General features: G+C 54.3%; 13 protein-coding genes and 7 tRNA genes. 2 read left to right on the forward strand and 18 right to left on the reverse strand.

What is annotated here, in order from left to right; genetic code table 11:
- Positions 1 to 196: 196 nt before the first annotated feature.
- From ACMGGP_RS04375 to miaB, 6 genes are all read right to left on the reverse strand, one after another.
- Entirely contained in the window at positions 197 to 1,093 is an 897-nt protein-coding gene (locus ACMGGP_RS04375; protein ID WP_010258958.1) for an amino acid ABC transporter substrate-binding protein, read from the reverse strand.
- Between the two features lie 440 nt (positions 1,094 to 1,533).
- The gene (gene lnt / locus ACMGGP_RS04380) at positions 1,534 to 3,057 is read right to left on the reverse strand and encodes an apolipoprotein N-acyltransferase (RefSeq protein ID WP_010258955.1); all 1,524 of its coding nucleotides are present in this window, start codon (positions 3,055 to 3,057) and stop codon (positions 1,534 to 1,536) included.
- 4 nt (positions 3,058 to 3,061) lie between these two features.
- Positions 3,062 to 3,943 (reverse strand): CNNM family magnesium/cobalt transport protein CorC, encoded by an 882-nt coding sequence (corC, locus tag ACMGGP_RS04385; RefSeq protein WP_008925004.1) that lies wholly within the window; start codon positions 3,941 to 3,943, stop codon positions 3,062 to 3,064.
- 82 nt (positions 3,944 to 4,025) lie between these two features.
- Positions 4,026 to 4,499: an rRNA maturation RNase YbeY gene (ybeY, locus tag ACMGGP_RS04390; RefSeq protein ID WP_010671280.1), complete on the reverse strand. Its 474-nt coding sequence runs from the start codon at positions 4,497 to 4,499 to the stop codon at positions 4,026 to 4,028.
- Positions 4,496 to 5,557: a PhoH family protein gene (locus ACMGGP_RS04395; protein ID WP_498798208.1), complete on the reverse strand. Its 1,062-nt coding sequence runs from the start codon at positions 5,555 to 5,557 to the stop codon at positions 4,496 to 4,498. The genes ybeY and ACMGGP_RS04395 overlap by 4 nt, the downstream gene beginning before the upstream one ends.
- A 209-nt stretch (positions 5,558 to 5,766) precedes the next feature.
- Entirely contained in the window at positions 5,767 to 7,191 is a 1,425-nt protein-coding gene (miaB, locus tag ACMGGP_RS04400; RefSeq protein WP_498798209.1) for a tRNA (N6-isopentenyl adenosine(37)-C2)-methylthiotransferase MiaB, read from the reverse strand.
- Between the two features lie 172 nt (positions 7,192 to 7,363).
- On the opposite strand from miaB, the gene ubiF reads away from it, so the two are divergent.
- Positions 7,364 to 8,536 carry a 3-demethoxyubiquinol 3-hydroxylase gene (gene ubiF, locus ACMGGP_RS04405; protein WP_022626049.1) on the forward strand — a complete coding sequence of 391 codons (1,173 nt, stop codon included), beginning with the start codon at positions 7,364 to 7,366 and terminating at the stop codon, positions 8,534 to 8,536.
- Between the two features lie 107 nt (positions 8,537 to 8,643).
- Here ubiF and ACMGGP_RS04410 read toward each other — a convergent pair.
- The 12 genes from ACMGGP_RS04410 to nagB all read right to left on the reverse strand — a co-directional run bounded on the left by ACMGGP_RS04410 (position 8,644) and on the right by nagB (position 15,678).
- Positions 8,644 to 8,718, reverse strand: a tRNA-Gln gene (locus tag ACMGGP_RS04410).
- A gap of 30 nt (positions 8,719 to 8,748) precedes the next feature.
- A tRNA-Gln gene (locus tag ACMGGP_RS04415) sits at positions 8,749 to 8,823 on the reverse strand.
- Positions 8,824 to 8,829: 6 nt separating this feature from the next.
- A tRNA-Met gene (locus tag ACMGGP_RS04420) sits at positions 8,830 to 8,906 on the reverse strand.
- A gap of 22 nt (positions 8,907 to 8,928) precedes the next feature.
- Positions 8,929 to 9,003 (reverse strand) — tRNA-Gln (locus ACMGGP_RS04425).
- 34 nt (positions 9,004 to 9,037) lie between these two features.
- A tRNA-Gln gene (locus tag ACMGGP_RS04430) sits at positions 9,038 to 9,112 on the reverse strand.
- 22 nt (positions 9,113 to 9,134) lie between these two features.
- Positions 9,135 to 9,219, reverse strand: a tRNA-Leu gene (locus ACMGGP_RS04435).
- A 9-nt stretch (positions 9,220 to 9,228) separates the two neighbouring features.
- Positions 9,229 to 9,305, reverse strand: a tRNA-Met gene (locus ACMGGP_RS04440).
- A gap of 219 nt (positions 9,306 to 9,524) precedes the next feature.
- The gene (gene asnB / locus ACMGGP_RS04445) at positions 9,525 to 11,192 is read right to left on the reverse strand and encodes an asparagine synthase B (protein WP_010671283.1); all 1,668 of its coding nucleotides are present in this window, start codon (positions 11,190 to 11,192) and stop codon (positions 9,525 to 9,527) included.
- 307 nt (positions 11,193 to 11,499) lie between these two features.
- Positions 11,500 to 12,252, reverse strand: a complete 753-nt coding sequence (locus ACMGGP_RS04450; protein WP_010260664.1) for an HAD-IIA family hydrolase — start codon at positions 12,250 to 12,252, stop codon at positions 11,500 to 11,502.
- A 186-nt stretch (positions 12,253 to 12,438) separates the two neighbouring features.
- The gene (gene nagC, locus ACMGGP_RS04455; RefSeq protein WP_010260667.1) at positions 12,439 to 13,659 is read right to left on the reverse strand and encodes a DNA-binding transcriptional regulator NagC; all 1,221 of its coding nucleotides are present in this window, start codon (positions 13,657 to 13,659) and stop codon (positions 12,439 to 12,441) included.
- A gap of 7 nt (positions 13,660 to 13,666) precedes the next feature.
- Positions 13,667 to 14,815 (reverse strand): N-acetylglucosamine-6-phosphate deacetylase, encoded by a 1,149-nt coding sequence (gene nagA, locus ACMGGP_RS04460; RefSeq protein ID WP_122459053.1) that lies wholly within the window; start codon positions 14,813 to 14,815, stop codon positions 13,667 to 13,669.
- A 62-nt stretch (positions 14,816 to 14,877) separates the two neighbouring features.
- Positions 14,878 to 15,678, reverse strand: a complete 801-nt coding sequence (nagB, locus tag ACMGGP_RS04465; RefSeq protein WP_010260676.1) for a glucosamine-6-phosphate deaminase — start codon at positions 15,676 to 15,678, stop codon at positions 14,878 to 14,880.
- Positions 15,679 to 16,006: 328 nt separating this feature from the next.
- Here nagB and nagE point away from each other — a divergent pair, with 328 nt between their 5' ends.
- Positions 16,007 to 18,034 (forward strand): N-acetylglucosamine-specific PTS transporter subunit IIBC, encoded by a 2,028-nt coding sequence (gene nagE, locus ACMGGP_RS04470; RefSeq protein ID WP_031293061.1) that lies wholly within the window; start codon positions 16,007 to 16,009, stop codon positions 18,032 to 18,034.
- The last annotated feature ends 149 nt before the right edge of the window (positions 18,035 to 18,183 follow it).

The raw sequence follows: 18,183 nt of genomic DNA on the forward strand, positions 1-18,183 counted from the left end.
GTGTCAGTCTGTCTGTCCATGCCGCGGTTTCAGCAATCGAGAGGGCAGCCAGGCCGCCCTTGTTATACCCGTCGTCTTTCAGGCTGCATTTTTGTTGGCTACATTCACTCACCCGAATCACTTACCGGAGTAGGCTCATCGGGAGTCATTTTTCTGCTGCCTCAATGCAATCTGAAATCCATTGGGTATTTTGTTGTTAATTCAGTGCTTTATCATTTGGTGTTTTGAACAGCGCTTTCATGTCATCAGAGAGCTCAAAGTTCATGTTCAGGTTCTTTGGTGGAATCGGCTGTTTGAACCAGGTGTCGAACCATTTTTCTGCCTGGCCAGAGGTCTGGGCTTTAGCAATGGTTTCATCCACCAGCGCTTTGAACTGCGGATCATCTTTACGCAGCATGCAGCCATAGGCTTCTTTTGACTGTGGCGTGCCCAGAATTTCCCAGTTGTCCGGCTTTTTGGCTTTGGCGCGTTCGCCTGCCAGCAGGGCATCATCCATCATAAAGGCCACGGCACGACCGGTTTCCAGCGTACGGAAGGAGTCACCGTGATCTTTTGCGCTGATGATGCGCAGATCCAGTTTCTGTTCGTCGTTGAGTTTGTGCAGCAGCACTTCAGAGGTGGTACCTGAGGTCACCACTACGGTTTTGCCTTTCAGGTCAGCGAAATCTTTGATCGGGCCATCTTTCTTAACCAGCAGACGGGTGCCGATAACAAAAATAGTGTCTGAGAAGGCGGCCTGTTTCTGGCGCTCAAGGTTATTAGTGGTCGAGCCACACTCATAATCGTAGGTGCCGTTTTGCAGCAGCGGAATACGGTTTTGTGAGGTGATCGGGATCATTTTGACCTGCAGATCAGGCTTGTTCAGCTTTGCTTTAATCGCTTCAACGATGGCGTTTGAGTAAGCCTGTGAGTAGCCGACGACTTTTTGCTGGTTGTCATAATAAGAAAAGGGAACTGATGATTCGCGATGCCCGACCACAATGACGCCATTGTCATTGATCTTCTTCAGGGTGCCGCTGAGATCTTCCGCCTGGGCCGCTCCCGCCGCTGCGCTGATCAGCAGAAGAGATAATGCCACTTTGCGTAGTTGCATGTTCCAACTCCTTCGTATGAAAAAGGCACAGGATATAACCTGCGCTGATTATGATGTTGTGTCTGTTTTCTGCTGCGTTTCTGCTCATTCTGCGGTTTAAACGGGCGCAGAAGAGTCACTAACATAGCGGATTGTTAACGCAATGAAACAAAAAAGTTTCTTTTTTGCGAGGTGATACGCACCAAAAAAAGGCAATTTTTTCACCCTGCGCGTTAATGGTGCAGCAGCGTCAATTGTTTTGGTGCAACCCGCCCGGCATCAGCGCCTGCAATCAGCCTGTTTGCGAAAAGCAGTGAAACATTTTGCAATCATCGTGCCAGAAAGAGGTTATGGGTTAGAAAGACAGCAGAGTGTGCGGCGTGGGGAGTGAAAAAAACCGGAGAGTCACCATGAAAAAGGCGAAGCACGTGCTTCGCCTTCAGTGAGCACAGGAGGGGAGGTTATCGACGACGGCGCAGGAGTGCTATCACCGCCGCCAGCAGCGTCAGTGACCACACTGGCCAGATGCCAGCCCGCGCATACGGGGTTTCTCCCTGCGTTGGCGTAACCTTGCTGGTCAGCACATCGCGGGTAAACTGCGGCAGCATGGCTTCCACATCACCACTGGCATTGACCACCGCCGTCACACCATTATTGGTGCTGCGCAACAGCGGACGTCCCAGTTCCAGCGCACGCATCCTCGCCATCTGGAAGTGCTGCCATGGGCCGATAGAGTGACCAAACCAGGCATCGTTCGAAACGGTCAACAGGAAGTTGGTGTCGGGATGGAAGTTGGCCCGCACCTGTTCACCCAGCACGATCTCATAACAGATGGCGCTGGTCAGGTTATAGCCCGCCACGCTGAGTTGCGGCTGGAGGTAGTTGCCACGACTGAATGCCGACATCGGCAGATCGAAGAACGGGGCCAGCGGACGCAGCAGATCGGCCAGCGGCACAAATTCGCCAAACGGCACCAGGTGATTCTTCTGGTAACGATTGCCGCTGAAGTAGTTGTACGGCGCTTTACCGCCCAGCACGATTACGGTGTTGTAATCGTGATATCGGTTCTGCTCCAGCCGGGAGTCCACAATGCCGGTGATCAGCGAACTGCCGCGCTCACGCAGTTCGTCATCCAGCGAACGCAGGAACGGCTGCTGATTACTCTCCAGATCGGTAATTGCCGATTCAGGCCAGATAATAATCGGCGCTTTGCCCATCAGCGGCTGACTCAGACCGTTGTAAATGCGCAGGGTAGTGAGCAGCTGCTGCGGATCCCACTTCATCGATTGCGGGATGTTTCCCTGCACCAGCGCCACCTCGACGGCCCGCTCGGGCATCGGCTGAACCCACTGGATGTAGCGCAACGGCCATGGCAATGCCAGCAGCAGCAGCGCTGCTACCAGACTTCTGACGTTGCGCTGTTGCAGGGCATAAGCCAGCAGGCCAGCCACCACCATCAGCAGGAAGGTCAGCGTCTCTACGCCCGCCAGTGGGGCCAGGCCTTTTAACGGGCCATCGATCTGGCTGTAACCAAACTGCAGCCACGGAAAGCCGGTCAGCACCCAGCCGCGCAGGAACTCGGTGATCTGCCACAATGCCGGTGCCGCCAGCGCCAGGCGCCACAGCGTCGTTCGCGGCCAGATGCGATTCAGTACGCCGGCAAACAGCGCCGGGTAGATCGCCAGATAAGCCGCCAGCAGCGCCACGATAAAGACATTGACCGGGCCAGGCATGCCGCCAAAGGTGGCGACACTGACATAAACCCAGTTGATGCCACTGCCGAACAGACCTAAACCCCAGACAAACCCAATGGCGCTGGCCTGCGGGCTGGAGCGGTTAAGAGTCAGCAGCTGTAAGCCGCACAGCGAGAGCAGTGCGGCGGGCCAGAAATCGTAGGGAGAAAAGGCGAGGGTGCCAAGTGCACCCGTTATTAAAGCCAGCAGCAGGCGAACCCGCTGACGCGGGTAGAGTGAGGCTAAAGCCATAGACTTATTCGTCTTCCAGTTGAGGTTGTGGCGAATTTTCCGGAATAGTCACGTGAACCTGGATGATGCGGCGGCTGTCAGCCATCGCCACCTTGAACTGGTAACCCTCAATCTCGATGCTTTCACCGCGAGCGGGCAGATGACCGAAGCCCTGCATCACCAGACCACCAATGGTGTCGACTTCATCGTCGCTGAACTGGGTGCCAAACACCTCGTTGAAATCTTCAATGGCGGTCAGTGCGCGCACGGTAAAGGTGTGACGGTTGAGCTGACGGATATCACGATCTTCTTCGTCGTCATACTCATCTTCAATTTCACCGACGATCAGCTCCAGGATGTCTTCAATAGTCACCAGACCGGAGACACCGCCAAACTCATCAATGACGATCGCCATATGGTAACGCTGGGAGCGGAACTCTTTCAGCATCCGGTCGACACGCTTACTTTCAGGCACAACCACCGCAGGACGCAGCACTTTCTCAATGCTGAAAGGCTCAGATTCGCTGCTCATAAACGGCAGCAGATCTTTCGCCATCAGAATCCCTTCCACATGATCTTTATCTTCGCTGATCACCGGGAAACGAGAATGGGCGGATTCGATGATGACATCCAGACACTCTTCGAGGCTCTGATTACGTTTCAGGGTGATCATTTGCGAGCGCGGGATCATGATGTCACGCACGCGCTGCTCCGCAATATCCAGTACCCCTTCGAGCATGTCGCGGGTGTCCTGGTCAATCAGCTCTTTGTTATTCGAGTCGCGGATCAGCTCCAGTAGCTCATCACGGCTTTTTGGTTCACCGTGAAAGAGTTGGTTGATCAACAGGGAGAAAAATCCCTTTTTACTACTGGGTGCATCGCTGTTTTGAGAATGGTCGTCGCTCATGGCGGTTTTTATAGATCTCTCTGGTGAGGAATAGGTGCTGTCAGTAGCCTGTACTGACAGCAGGATTGACTGAATTCAGGATTCAGGCGTCTTCTTTCTCCGAAATGTACGGATCAGGATACCCAAGAGCAAGCATTATCTCGGTCTCCAGCCCTTCCATCTCGTCCGCTTCGTCGTCTTCAATATGGTCGTAACCCAGCAGATGCAGCGTGCCGTGTACCACCATATGTGCCCAGTGGGCTTCAGCGCTTTTACCCTGTTCAGCGGCTTCCTGCTCAACGACCTGGCGGCAGATGATCAGATCGCCCAGCAGCGGCAGCTCAATGCCTGGCGGCGCTTCAAACGGGAAGGAGAGGACGTTGGTCGGCTTGTCTTTGCCGCGATAAGTCAGATTAAGCTCATGACTCTCTGCTTCATCAACCAGACGCACCGTAACTTCGCTTTCCGGCTGAAAAGGGGTGACAGCCGCTGACAGCCAGCGATGAAACTGGCTTTCATCAGGCAGGTCAGCGGTGCTGTCACAGGCGACCTGCAGGTCGAGAATCACCTCGCTCATTTGCTCTCCTGCGTGGCGCTCTGTGCAGCCAGTGCTTCACGTTTACGCTCTTCGGCCTGCTGGTCACGACGGGTCTGATCGGCCGCTTCCCAGGCTTCATAGGCGGTGACAATGCGGGCAACCACCGGATGGCGCACCACATCTTCGCTGTGGAAGAAGTTGAAGCTGATCTCTTCAACGTCCGCCAGCACCTCAATGGCATGACGCAGGCCTGACTTAACGTGACGCGGCAGGTCAATCTGGGTAACGTCGCCGGTAATCACCGCTTTAGAGTTAAAACCGATACGCGTCAGGAACATTTTCATCTGTTCGATGGTGGTGTTCTGGCTCTCATCAAGAATGATAAACGCATCGTTCAGGGTACGACCACGCATGTAGGCCAGCGGGGCGACCTCAATGACGTTGCGCTCCATCAGCTTTTCCACCCGCTCGAAGCCGAGCATTTCGAACAGCGCATCGTAGAGCGGACGCAGATAAGGGTCGACTTTCTGGCTCAGATCGCCTGGCAGAAAGCCGAGCTTTTCACCCGCTTCGACGGCAGGGCGGGTCAGCATGATGCGGCGAATCTCCTGACGCTCCAACGCATCCACTGCCGCGGCTACCGCCAGATAGGTTTTACCGGTACCAGCCGGGCCGACACCAAAGGTGATATCGTGGTCGAGCACATTAGCGATGTACTGGGCCTGGTTTGGGGTGCGCGGCTTGATCACACCGCGCTTGGTCTTGATATTGACCGCTTTACCATACTCCGGCACGCTCTCAGCGGTTTGCTCCAGTACCCGGCTCTCTTTGATTGCCAGGTGAATCTGATCAGGCTCGATATCCGGGATGTCGCCACGCACAGGCGCGGTATCGACATAGAGGGTTTTCAGAATATCTGCTGCGGCATTGACGCAAAGTGGACGTCCTGACAGCTTAAAAACGTTGTCGCGACGATTGATCTTAATGCCCAGACGACGCTCAAGCTGTTTTACATTATCGTCGAAAGGCCCACACAGGCTCATCAGACGACGGTTATCAGCCGGTTCAAGGGCGATTTCACGAGTTTCGATATTCAAACGAATCCTTTGGGTCACTCAGGGCCAGTTATGGGATGTGTCTGACGCACCGTTAAGCTTAACCGGATGCACCATAACGAAATTATTTATGCCGTAACGCCTGGGCGCAAGCTTATGGAGAGATATTTGGGCGACACTTTCAGAAAGCAAGTGGTGCAAAGTGAAATTGGCGGCAACGCGATGCGCGCTGCCGCACAGTAAAGCGGGCATCACGGCTGGAACAGACTCACGCCGATTTCATTTTCTTTACGGGTACGGGCGATCACGGACGCCGGGCTTTCCGCCATGCGCAGCCCCATCTCTTCTTCAGTACGCACCAGTTTGCCGCGCAGCGAGTTGGTGTAGACATCGACAATTTCAACATCCACAAAGCGGCCGATCATTTCAGGCGAGCCTTCGAAATTCACCACGCGGTTATTTTCGGTGCGGCCAGAGACTTCCATCACGTTCTTGCGGGAGATGCCTTCCACCAGAATACGCTGCACTGTGCCCACCATGCGGCGACTGATCGCCTGCGCCTGCTGGTTAATGCGGTCCTGCAGGATCCACAGACGCTGCTTTTTCTCCTCTTCGCTGACATCATCCGGCAGGTCAGCGGCGGGCGTGCCGGGACGGGCAGAGTAGATAAAGCTGAAGCTGACGTCGAAATTGATCTCGGCGATAAGCTTCATGGTCTGCTCGAAATCCTGCTGAGTTTCGCCGGGGAAACCAATGATGAAGTCAGAGCTGATCTCAATATCCGGGCGCGCCGCGCGCAGCTTGCGGATAATCGCCTTATACTCCAGCGCGGTATGAGCACGCTTCATCAGCGTCAGAATACGGTCTGATCCACTCTGAACCGGCAGGTGCAGAAAGCTCACCAGTTCCGGCGTATCGCGGTAGACCTCGATGATGTCATCGGTGAACTCAATCGGGTGGCTGGTGGTGAAGCGAATGCGGTCGATACCGTCGATGGCGGCGACCAGGCGCAGCAGCTCAGCGAAGGTACAGATTTCACCATCAAAGGTGGCACCACGATAGGCGTTGACGTTCTGGCCAAGCAGGTTAACTTCACGCACGCCCTGCGCTGCCAGCTGAGCGATCTCCAGCAGAATGTCATCGCTGGGACGGCTCACTTCCTCGCCACGGGTGTAAGGCACCACGCAGAAAGTACAATATTTGTTGCAGCCTTCCATGATGGAGACAAAGGCCGTCGGGCCGTCTGCGCGCGGTTCCGGCAGGCGATCAAATTTCTCGATTTCCGGGAAGCTGATGTCGACCACCGGGCTTTTGGTGCCGCGCACGGTGTTGATCATCTCCGGCAGGCGGTGCAGTGTCTGCGGACCAAAAACGATATCCACGCAGGGCGCACGCTGGCGGATATGATCACCTTCCTGCGACGCCACGCAGCCGCCCACGCCGATAATCACATCCGGGTTGCGCTCTTTGAGTTTTCTCCAGCGTCCCAGCAGGTGGAATACCTTCTCCTGCGCTTTCTCACGAATAGAACAGGTGTTAAGCAGCAGAATTTCCGCCTCTTCAGGAACCTCGGTCAGCGTATAGCCGTGCGTACTGTTCAGCAGATCAGACATCTTGGATGAATCATACTCATTCATCTGACATCCCCAGGTTTTGATATGCAGTTTTTTTGTCATCGCGCTAACCATTGATTCAGTGCAGTGAAGTGCGGGGCGCGTATTGTAATGCTTTGATGCTGTTGTGACCAGCCTCAGGGCTTTTCTGCCAGCAATCCGGTTTTCCGGTACACTTTGCTTTATTCAGACCCGTGTTGCGCAGGCTGGCGGGAATAAGAGAGGGACATAAGCAATGCAGGATAATCAGTTTGATGTAGTGATTGTTGGCGGTGGCATGGTCGGTGCGGCGCTGGCCTGTGGACTGACGCAGCAACATTTTCGCGTTGCGGTGATTGAGCGTGCCGAACCCGCGCCTTTTGATGCCGACAGCGATCCCGATCTGCGAATTTCGGCGATTGGGTCATCCTCGGTGGGGTTGCTGAAGCAGCTCAACGTCTGGCCACGGGTAGAGGCGATGCGCAGCGCGCCCTATCGCAGGCTGGAAACCTGGGAGTGGCAGACGGCGCAGGTGAGTTTTGATGCGGCCTCGCTGGGGCTGCCCGAGCTGGGCTTTATGGTCGAGAACAGCGTTCTTCAGCGGGCGCTATGGGAGGAGATGCAGTCGCTGGGCGTGACCTGCTATTGCCCGGCCACACTGGAGAACCTGCAGCCAGAAAATGGCGGCTGGCGCATCGACCTCAACGACGGCGTTGCCTTACACGCCCGCCTGGTGGTTGGGGCTGATGGCGCGAACTCTCAGGTGCGACAGATGGCCGGGATCGGTATTCATGGCTGGAGCTATGCGCAATCCTGTTTACTGATCAGCGTGACCTGCGAACATCCGGCAGGCGATGCGACCTGGCAGCACTTTACGCCTCAGGGACCGCGCGCCTTTTTGCCGCTGTATGGCAACCGGGCCTCGCTGGTCTGGTATGACGCGCCTGCAAGAGTCCGGCAGCTACAGGCGATGCCGATGGCCCAGCTGGAAAAAGAGATAGCCAGCCATTTCCCGGCGCGGCTGGGACGTTTTAAAGCCCACGCGGCGGGCGGCTTCCCGCTGGTACGGCGTCACGCTTCACGGTATGTCCTGCCAGGACTGGCGCTGGTCGGTGATGCCGCGCATACCATTAATCCGCTGGCCGGGCAGGGCGTGAATCTGGGCTATCGCGATATTGATGCGTTGATTAATGTGCTGGTCAGCGCACGCGGTGCGGCGGAGGATTGGGCATCCGAGCGCGTATTGCAGCGCTATCACCGGCAACGTCGTAAAGACAATATGCTGATGCAGGGCGGCATGGATCTGTTCTATTTTGCCTTCAGCAATCAGCTGGCACCGCTGCGGTTTGCACGTAATCTCGGATTGATTGCCGCCGAACATTCCGGGGTACTGAAGCGGCAGGTATTGCGCTACGCGCTGGGGTTATAGCAGATTGCGCATGTCGGCTCGCCGCACGGCGGGCCTGCAATCAGGAAATCAGGAAGGGGAACGACAAAAACAACAAAGCCCGCAAAAGCGGGCCAGGTTGTGCAATTTGGCTGGGGTGCAGGGATTCGAACCCCGGAATGCTGGTATCAGAAACCAGTGCCTTACCGCTTGGCGACACCCCAATAATGGTGTTTTTCAAATTGTCTTTTGTATGGCTGGGGTGCAGGGATTCGAACCCCGGAATGCTGGTATCAGAAACCAGTGCCTTACCGCTTGGCGACACCCCAATTATATGGTGGCTACGACGGGAATCGAACCTGTGACCCCAGCATTATGAGTGCTGTGCTCTAACCAGCTGAGCTACGTAGCCAAATTGTACTGCATTTCAATGATGGCTGGGATACCTGGATTCGAACCAGGGAATGCCGGTATCAAAAACCGGTGCCTTACCGCTTGGCGATATCCCATTCGTCCGTTCTCAGCCTCGAGAATCATCGAAATTGGCTGGGATACCTGGATTCGAACCAGGGAATGCCGGTATCAAAAACCGGTGCCTTACCGCTTGGCGATATCCCATCCACGCTGCCGAATAATGAAATGGTGCGGGAGGCGAGACTTGAACTCGCACACCTTGCGGCGCCAGAACCTAAATCTGGTGCGTCTACCAATTTCGCCACTCCCGCAAAAAAAGATGGTGGCTACGACGGGAATCGAACCTGTGACCCCAGCATTATGAGTGCTGTGCTCTAACCAGCTGAGCTACGTAGCCATCTTTTTTTTCGCGTTACCTTCATCGGCGTTGCGGGGCGCATTATGCGGAGTTGACCAGACAGCGTCAACAATTTTTTTACCGTTTTTTGCCAGATAATCGCTGTTTGACTGGCTTATAACCAGCCTGGATGTTTATTCGGCAATTTTTCAGTGAATACAACGCTAATCGTAAAAAAAATGGGCCGCAGCGGGCCCATTCTGGTTGCTTTCAGCCGGCTTATTTATAGGCTGACTGATGCACACCCACGGCACGACCAGAGGGATCGTCCATGTTTTTAAACGCTTCATCCCATTCAATCGCTTTGGCAGAAGAACAGGCGACCGATGGACCGCCAGGCACACACTCTGCCGCGCTCGCCAACGGGAACAGCTCTTCAAAGATCTCACGATAGAGATAGGCTTCTTTCGAACCCGGCGTGTTGAACGGGAAGCGGAAGTGAGCGGTAGCCAGCTGCTGATCGCTGATTTGCTTCGCAGCCACTTCTTTCAGTGAGTCGATCCAGCTGTAACCCACGCCATCCGAGAACTGCTCTTTCTGACGCCACGCCACGCTCTCCGGCAGGTAAGAGGAGAAACATTCACGCAGAATGTGCTTCTCCATTTTACCGTTGCTGCCGCACATTTTATCGGCCGGGTTGATTCGCATCGCCACATCCAGGAATTTTTTATCCAGGAACGGTACGCGGGCTTCAACGCCCCAGGCGGACATCGCTTTGTTGGCACGGGCGCAGTCGAACATATGCAGCGCCTGCAGTTTACGTACGTTTTCTTCGTGGAACTCTTTGGCGTTTGGCGCTTTATGGAAATAGAGATAGCCGCCGAAGACTTCATCTGCGCCTTCGCCCGACAGCACCATCTTAATGCCCATCGCTTTAATTTTACGCGACATTAAGTACATTGGCGTAGAGGCACGAATGGTGGTGACGTCATAGGTTTCAATGTGATAAATCACATCGCGAATGGCATCCAGACCTTCCTGCACGGTGAAATGAATTTCATGGTGTACGGTGCCCAGATGCTCCGCCACCGATTTCGCCGCTTTTAAGTCGGGTGAACCTTCCAGCCCTACCGCGAAGGAGTGCAGCTGTGGCCACCACGCATCACTTTTATCCTGATCTTCAACCCGCTTCGCCGCGTAACGCTTGGTCACGGCTGAAATGATGGAAGAGTCCAGACCGCCTGACAGCAGCACGCCGTAAGGCACATCTGACATCAGGTGGCTTTTCACGGACTCTTCCAGCGCATGTTTCAGGCCAGCGGCGTCGGTGGTGTTGTGCTCAACGTTTTTATATTCCATCCAGTCGCGCTGCCAGTAACGGCGGATCTCGCCATCGGTGCTGGAGAGGTAGCTTCCCGGCGGGAACTCTTTGATTGAACGGCAGGCTGGCACCAGCGCTTTCATTTCTGAAGCAACAAACAGGTTGCCATGCTCATCGTTACCCATATAGAGCGGGATGATGCCGATGTGGTCGCGACCAATCAGGTACGTTTTTTTAACGGTGTCATAGAGGATAAAGGCGAACATGCCTTCCAGCTCATCGAGGAAATCGACACCTTTCTCCTGATAGAGCGCCAGAATCACTTCACAGTCAGAACCGGTCTGAAACGCGTAGCGATCGCTGAGTTCAGCGCGCAGTGCCTGGTGGTTATAAATTTCGCCGTTAACTGCCAGTACGTGGGTGTGATCGGCGTTGTATAGCGGCTGTGCGCCATTGTTAACGTCAACAATTGAGAGACGTTCATGCGCCAGAATAGCATGGTCATCGGCGTAGACGCCTGACCAGTCCGGGCCGCGATGACGCATTAAGCGTGAACATTCCAGCGCTTTTTTGCGCAGCTCAACAGGATCGGTTTTCAGATCCAGCACACCAAAAATTGAACACATAACTGACTCCTGAGCTCACCTTACGGCGATGTTTTCTTTTGCGTTTGTCCGGCAGCCTGATGCTGCGTGATACATAAGAAAATGCGCTATTTGGTGCATTCAATGCAAGAGGAATCGTGATTTACTGATAAAAAGATTGCTTGCATGGCAATAAAATTGAATAAGCGATAATTTTAAAGCTGTTTCGTTAATGGATCGGCAATAAAATAGCTTTTTCGAGCAAAAAACAGACAGTAAAAGTGGGAGATATAGCGCAAAAAGGGGGGACGCATCACAGATTAGCCGGATGCGTCATAAGAGAAATGAATCAGAACAGGTCGATATCGGCCACAGAAGGGTAGATCCAGTCCGGACGGAACGGCATGGCATCGATATCACTCAGCGTCGAGACGCCGGAGAGCACCAGCACCGTCTCCAGACCCGCCTGAAAACCGGCCAGAATATCGGTTCGCAGATTGTCGCCGACAATCACGGTCTCTTCCGAGTGGGCCTGCATTTTGTTCAGCGCGGCGCGCATGATGTAGGGGCTGGGCTTGCCGACAACAAAAGGGCGACGGCCTGATATCTTCTCAATACCCGCACAGAGTGCACCACAGGCAGGAATAAAACCGCGCGCATGGGTATCCGGATTGGTGGCGATAAAGCGAGCGCCATTAGCCACGAAGAAAGCCGCTTTATGCATCATGTCCCAGTTAAACGAGCGCGTCTCTCCGACAATGACAAAATCGGGATTCACATCGGTAATGGTAAAGCCCGCTTTGTAGAGTTCATGAATCAGTGCGCCCTCACCAATCACATACGCCTTTTTGCCCTCCTGACGGCGCAGGAAGTCGGCGGTTGCCATTGCGGAGGTATAGAAAACGGAGTCGGGCACCTCGACACCGGCCGAGGCAAAGCGGTTAGCCAGATCCTGCTCGGTTTGCGAGGGATAGTTCGTCAGCACCACCAGCGGCATCTCTTTGGCCAGAATGCGCTGTAAAAACTCCTGTGCGCCGGGAACGGCCGTGTTGTCGTGCATCAGCACGCCATCGATATCACAAATTACGCTTTTAATGGTCATAGTCAGATCCGATATGGCCCGCCACAGCAGCGGGTTAGCTTAGAGCCTATCCCATTAGGCTATTTAATTTGTCATTCTGAACCTGGGCAGTGCTCACAATCCTCACGTACTACGTGTACGCTCCGGTTGTTCCGCGCTGTCCGTGTCCAGACTGCCTGCACCAATTACGCCTACTGGGATAGGCTCTTAGTCTTCCAGAAGATGTTGCAGCAGAATGCCGTTAAGCATGGCACGTTTAGCGAGCGCAAAGGCACCAATAGCGGAACGATGATCCAGGGTGGAACGCACGACCGGCAGATTTTTACGGAAGGCCTCTAATGCCTGAGTATTAATGCAGCCCTCAATCGCGGGCAGCAGCACTTTTTCTGCTTCAGTGATCTCACCCGCCAGCACCACTTTTTGCGGATTAAACAGGTTGATCGCAATCGCGATAGCTTTGCCAAGATAACGGCCAACGTGCTCCACCACTTCGCAGGCCAGTGCATCACCCTGATTGGCCGCTTTGCAGATGTGGGATATCTGGCACGCCTCCAGCGTCAGTACGCTGGGATAGCCCTGATTCAGCAGATGGCGTACCCGATTTTCAATGGCGCCGTTGGCGGCAATAGTTTCAAGGCAGCCAAAGTTGCCGCAGTGACAGCGCTCGCCAAGCGGGTCGACCTGAATGTGGCCGATCTCGCCAACATTGCCGTTGCTGCCGAGAAAAATATGGCCGTTGGCAATAATGCCGGCCCCCGTGCCCCGGTGTAAACGCACCAGAATCGAGTCAGCACAGTCGCGGCTTGCACCGAAATAGTGCTCGGCCAGCGCCAGGCTGCGAATATCATGACCCACAAAACTGGTAACGTTAAAACGTTTTTTCAGGCTGGCGACCAGCGGCCAGCGGCTGACAGAGATGTGTGGCATATAGCGGATCACGCCGTTAATCGGATCGACCAGCCCAGGCAGGATCACTGAAATCGCGATCAGCTCGCGAATTTTACGCTGGTGCTGCTCAATGAAGCTGCTGATGGCGTTAAACAGCGCATGTTCCAGCGTCTCCTGAGTGCGTTCCGGCAGCGCATAATCTTCCTGCGCCAGCGATTTACCGCTGAGGTCAAACAGAGTCAGGGTGGCGTCGTTGCGTCCGAGGCGGACGCCGATGGTATGGAAATGGCGGGTTTCAGTGATAATGGAGATGGCGCGGCGACCACCGGTAGACGCCTGCTGGTCTACCTCTTTGATCAGGCCGCGCTCAATCAACTGACGGGTAATTTTGGTGACGCTGGCGGGCGCGAGCTGGCTAAGTTCGGCAATCTGAATGCGCGATATCGGCCCCTGTTGATCAATCAGCCGGTAAACCGCTGCGCTATTGAGTTGCTTAACAAGATCGACATTTCCTATTTGTGACTGGCCGCCAGTGGTCATTCAGTGCTTACTCGCTCAGGACGTCGTCTCCGTTGACAAACGTCTTTATGATTTTAAAGTCGCGCGTAAACACAGTCAGGTTCGCGATTTTTCCTGCTTCGATCGAGCCTGACTGCCTTTCCACGCCCATCGCCCGTGCCGGGTAGAGTGTTGCCATGCGCAACGCTTCGTCCAGTGCGATCCCTGCATGCTCAACGCTGTTTTGTACCGCTTCAATCATCGTCAGGGCAGAACCACTTAATGTGCCGTTTTCGTCGACACAGAGCCCATCGCGATAATAGATTGTTTTGCCTGCAAAAATAAACTCGCTTATGTCCGCGCCAGCCGGTGCAGTGGCATCCGTGACCAGCACCAGTTTGTCGCCTTTGATGCGTTTTGCATTGCGCACGTTAGCGTAATGTACATGTAAACCGTCCGCAATAATGCCGCAGTATACATCAGGCGAATCAAACAGCGCACCGATAAGCCCGGGTTCACGTCCCGCAAAAGTGGGCATGGCGTTGTAGAGGTGCGTCGCGAAACTCACACCAGCAGAAAAGCCCGCTTTAGCCTCTTCATAGGTCGCATTCGAGTGACCGGCTGAGACAATAATCCCGGCATCAGTCAATTGACGAATCACATCGCTACCCGCATTTTCAGGGGCAAGCGTGACTTTGGTGATGACGTCCGCGTTGTCACACAGGTACTGCACCATCGCCGCATCCGGCAGGCGGATCTGCGCCGGATCGTGGGTGCCTTTTTTCGCTTTGCTCAGCCAGGGCCCTTCCAGATGCAGACCCAGCGCCTGATTCTGATGTTTCTGCAGGTAGGCGCGCATGGTTTCAATCGCCCGCTTCATCAGGGCGTCGCTGCTGGTTATCAGCGTCGGTAAAAAGCTGGTGCAGCCAGACTTTTCATTGGCGCGCTGCATCGTTTCCAGCGTTTCAATGCTGAGCGCCTCAAGGCTGTCGTTGAACTGCACGCCACCGCAGCCATTGAGCTGGAGATCGATAAAGCCTGGCGCAATATTCGCCCCCGCCATATCCCGCTGCTCAATATCCGCCGGGAGGGCTTCACGCGGACAGACGCGCGCTATACGCCCATCGGCAACCACCACCGCGTAATTATCCAGAACCTCATGGCCACTGTAGATTCGACCGTTAACTAATGCGTACATCTCTCTTCTCCCGTCCTGGCCTGCTGTCACTCAGCGTAACAGCAGGGCATGACAATGTTCTGTTACACGCCTTTCATATTTTCCGCTTCCATTTCGCGGAAATATTTCACGGTTTTCACTTTCAGTTCCATGGTGGCCGGCTCATCGCACACTACCACCGATTTCGCGTGCAGCTGCAGGCAGCTGATGGTCCACATATGATTAACGTTGCCTTCAACCGCCGCCTGTAATGCCTGCGCTTTAACATGGCCGGTAACCAGAATCATCACTTCCTCTGCATCCAGCAGCGTACCGACGCCGACCGTCAGCGCATATTTAGGCACCTGATCAACGTCACCGTTAAAGAAGCGGGAGTTCGCCACGCGGGTGTCATGGGTCAGGGTTTTAATGCGGGTACGGGAAGCGAGAGAGGAAGCCGGTTCGTTAAAGGCGATATGACCGTCGTTGCCAACGCCGCCCATGAACAGGTGAATTTTACCCAGCGCGCGAATTTTCTCTTCGTACTGACGACATTCTGCGTCAATATCGGGGGCATTACCATTCAGCAGGTTGATATTTTCCGGTTGAATATCAACGTGATCGAAGAAATTGCGATACATGAAGCTGTGATAGCTCTCAGGATGCTCTTTTGGCAGGCCAACATATTCATCCATATTGAATGTCACGACGTTTTTAAAACTGACCTGGCCCGCTTTGTGCATATCAATCAGGTGTTTGTACGCTTCCAGTGGCGTACCGCCGGTTGGCAGCCCCAGGACAAAAGGTTTATCCGCCGTCGGGTTAAACGCATTGATACGATTAACAATATGTCGGGCGGCCCATTTTCCCACCTGGGTTGGTGTCGCTAAAGGAATCAGTCTCATGTTTCACCTCAATTGAAAATAGAAAGGGGATGGCTAAGCCGTTGCGTGAGTCACCAATCTGAACAGATGATTCATTGTCGCCATGGCCAGCGCATAATTCAATATTTCGGATCATAAAATAAGTTTACGGTCATAGCCAGATGTTGCCGTATGAAACGATGTTTTTTAGTGATAAAAATCACATTTACCAGGCTTTTAATTTGCGAGGCGAATTAATTTATCATTACACTTCGCTGCGTGATATGAAGTGTATTAACGATCTTTGCAGCTGACACAACAACATTAAGCAGCGCAAAGCGACAAGTCAGGCTCATAGGGGGAAGGGGATATGTTAGGTTACTTACAAAAGGTGGGGCGCGCACTGATGGTGCCGGTAGCAACCCTGCCAGCAGCAGCGATATTAATGGGCGTGGGCTACTGGATCGATCCAGACAGCTGGGGCGCAGGTAATGCGCTGGCGGCGTTACTGATCAAATCTGGTGCTGCCATCATCGAAAACATGTCAGTGCTGTTTGCGATTGGTGTCGCGTATGGCATGTCGAAAGATAAAGATGGTGCGGCAGCCCTGACCGGCTTTGTCGGATTTCTGGTAGTCACCACGCTCTGCTCACCGGCCGCGGTGGCGATGATACAGAAGATGCCGGTTGACCAGGTACCTGTGGCGTTTGGCAAAATTAATAACCAGTTTGTCGGTATTCTGGTCGGTATCCTGTCGGCGGAGGTCTATAACCGCTTCAGCCACGTCGAGCTGCCGAAAGCACTCTCCTTCTTCAGCGGACGGCGACTGGTGCCGATACTGGTCTCGTTCCTGATGATCCTGGTCGCCTTTATCCTGATGTATATCTGGCCGGTTATCTTTAACGGTCTGGTGGGCTTTGGTGAACATATCCAGAAGCTCGGCTCTGCCGGTGCCGGTATCTACGCCTTCTTTAACCGCCTGCTGATTCCGGTCGGTCTGCATCACGCTCTGAACTCGGTGTTCTGGTTCGATGTTGCGGGCATTAATGACATTCCTAAATTCCTTGGCGGTGCACAGTCACTGGCTGACGGATCGGCAACCGTCGGCATCACCGGTCGTTATCAGGCGGGATTCTTCCCGATCATGATGTTTGGTCTGCCGGGTGCTGCGCTGGCTATCTACCACTGTGCGCGTCCTGAGAACCGCGTCAAAGTGGGTAGTATCATGCTGGCCGCGGCGTTTGCTGCCTTCTTTACGGGTATTACCGAACCGCTGGAGTTCTCCTTCATGTTCGTAGCACCCGTGCTTTATCTGATCCACGCCGTCCTCACCGGTATTTCTGTCTTCATCGCTGCCAGCATGCACTGGATTGCCGGATTTGGTTTCAGCGCCGGGCTGGTGGATATGGTGCTGTCGACCCGTAATCCGCTGGCGACACACTGGTACATGCTGATCCCGCAGGGTCTGGTCTTCTTCGTTATCTATTATGTGGTGTTCCGCTTTACCATCAAAAAATTCAACCTGATGACGCCGGGCCGCGAGCTGGCGGTTGATGGTGATGAAACTGATGGTTATGACGTTAACGTTGATAAAACGGATAGCGGTGAAAGTGCCACAGAGTCACTGGCGCGCCGCTACATTGGGGCGATTGGTGGTTCAGCTAACTTAACCAGCATCGATGCCTGTATCACCCGTCTGCGTCTTAACGTGAATGACTCGGCGCAGGTGAATGAGGCGGTTGCTAAGCGTCTTGGCGCGTCCGGTGTGATCCGTCTTAACAAACAGAGCGTGCAGATCATCGTGGGTACCCAGGCAGAAAGCATCGCCTCGGCCATGAAAAAAGTATTGACCAAAGGTCCGGTCGCTGCAGCGGCTACCAGCAGTGCGCCGGCCGAGCCGGACGTTAAACCGCAGGCGGTGCTGAACAGTGAGAAGCAGGTCATCGCCACGCTGCTGGCGCCGGTCAGCGGTGAAGTCGTGGCGCTGGATGATGTGCCGGATGAAGCCTTTGCCAGCAAAGCGGTGGGCGACGGTCTGGCGATCAAGCCCAGCGACAAATGGGTAGTGGCACCGATTGCCGGTACGCTGGTGAAAATCTTTAACACCAATCATGCCTTCTGTCTGGAAACCGACAATGGCGTGGAGATTGTGGTGCACATGGGGCTGGATACCGTGGCGCTGGAAGGTAAAGGCTTTACCCGTCTGGTTGAAGAGGGGGCCAGCGTGGTCGCCGGTCAGCGAGTACTGGAGATGGACCTTGAATTCCTTAACGCCAATGCCCGCTCAATGGTGAGTCCGGTCGTGGTCAGCAACAGCGACGATTTCGCCGGTCTGACTTTACTGGCACAGGGTCAGGTAATAGCAGGGGAAACCCCGCTGTATGAAGTGAAAGGCTAATCCCCGCAACAGAACCCCACAGGCAGGAAGCGATTCCTGCCTTTTTTGTTTTAAAGGCTTAACAAACGGTTGTTTCCCTCAGACGCTTTGTGGATCATACTCCGTTACTTCGTGGTACAAATCACCCGTTATTCGTATTGAGGATTTTT

Source organism: Curtobacterium sp. BNK-1, from assembly GCF_048685235.1.
In the GTDB taxonomy this organism is placed as follows: domain Bacteria; phylum Pseudomonadota; class Gammaproteobacteria; order Enterobacterales; family Enterobacteriaceae; genus Pantoea; species Pantoea agglomerans.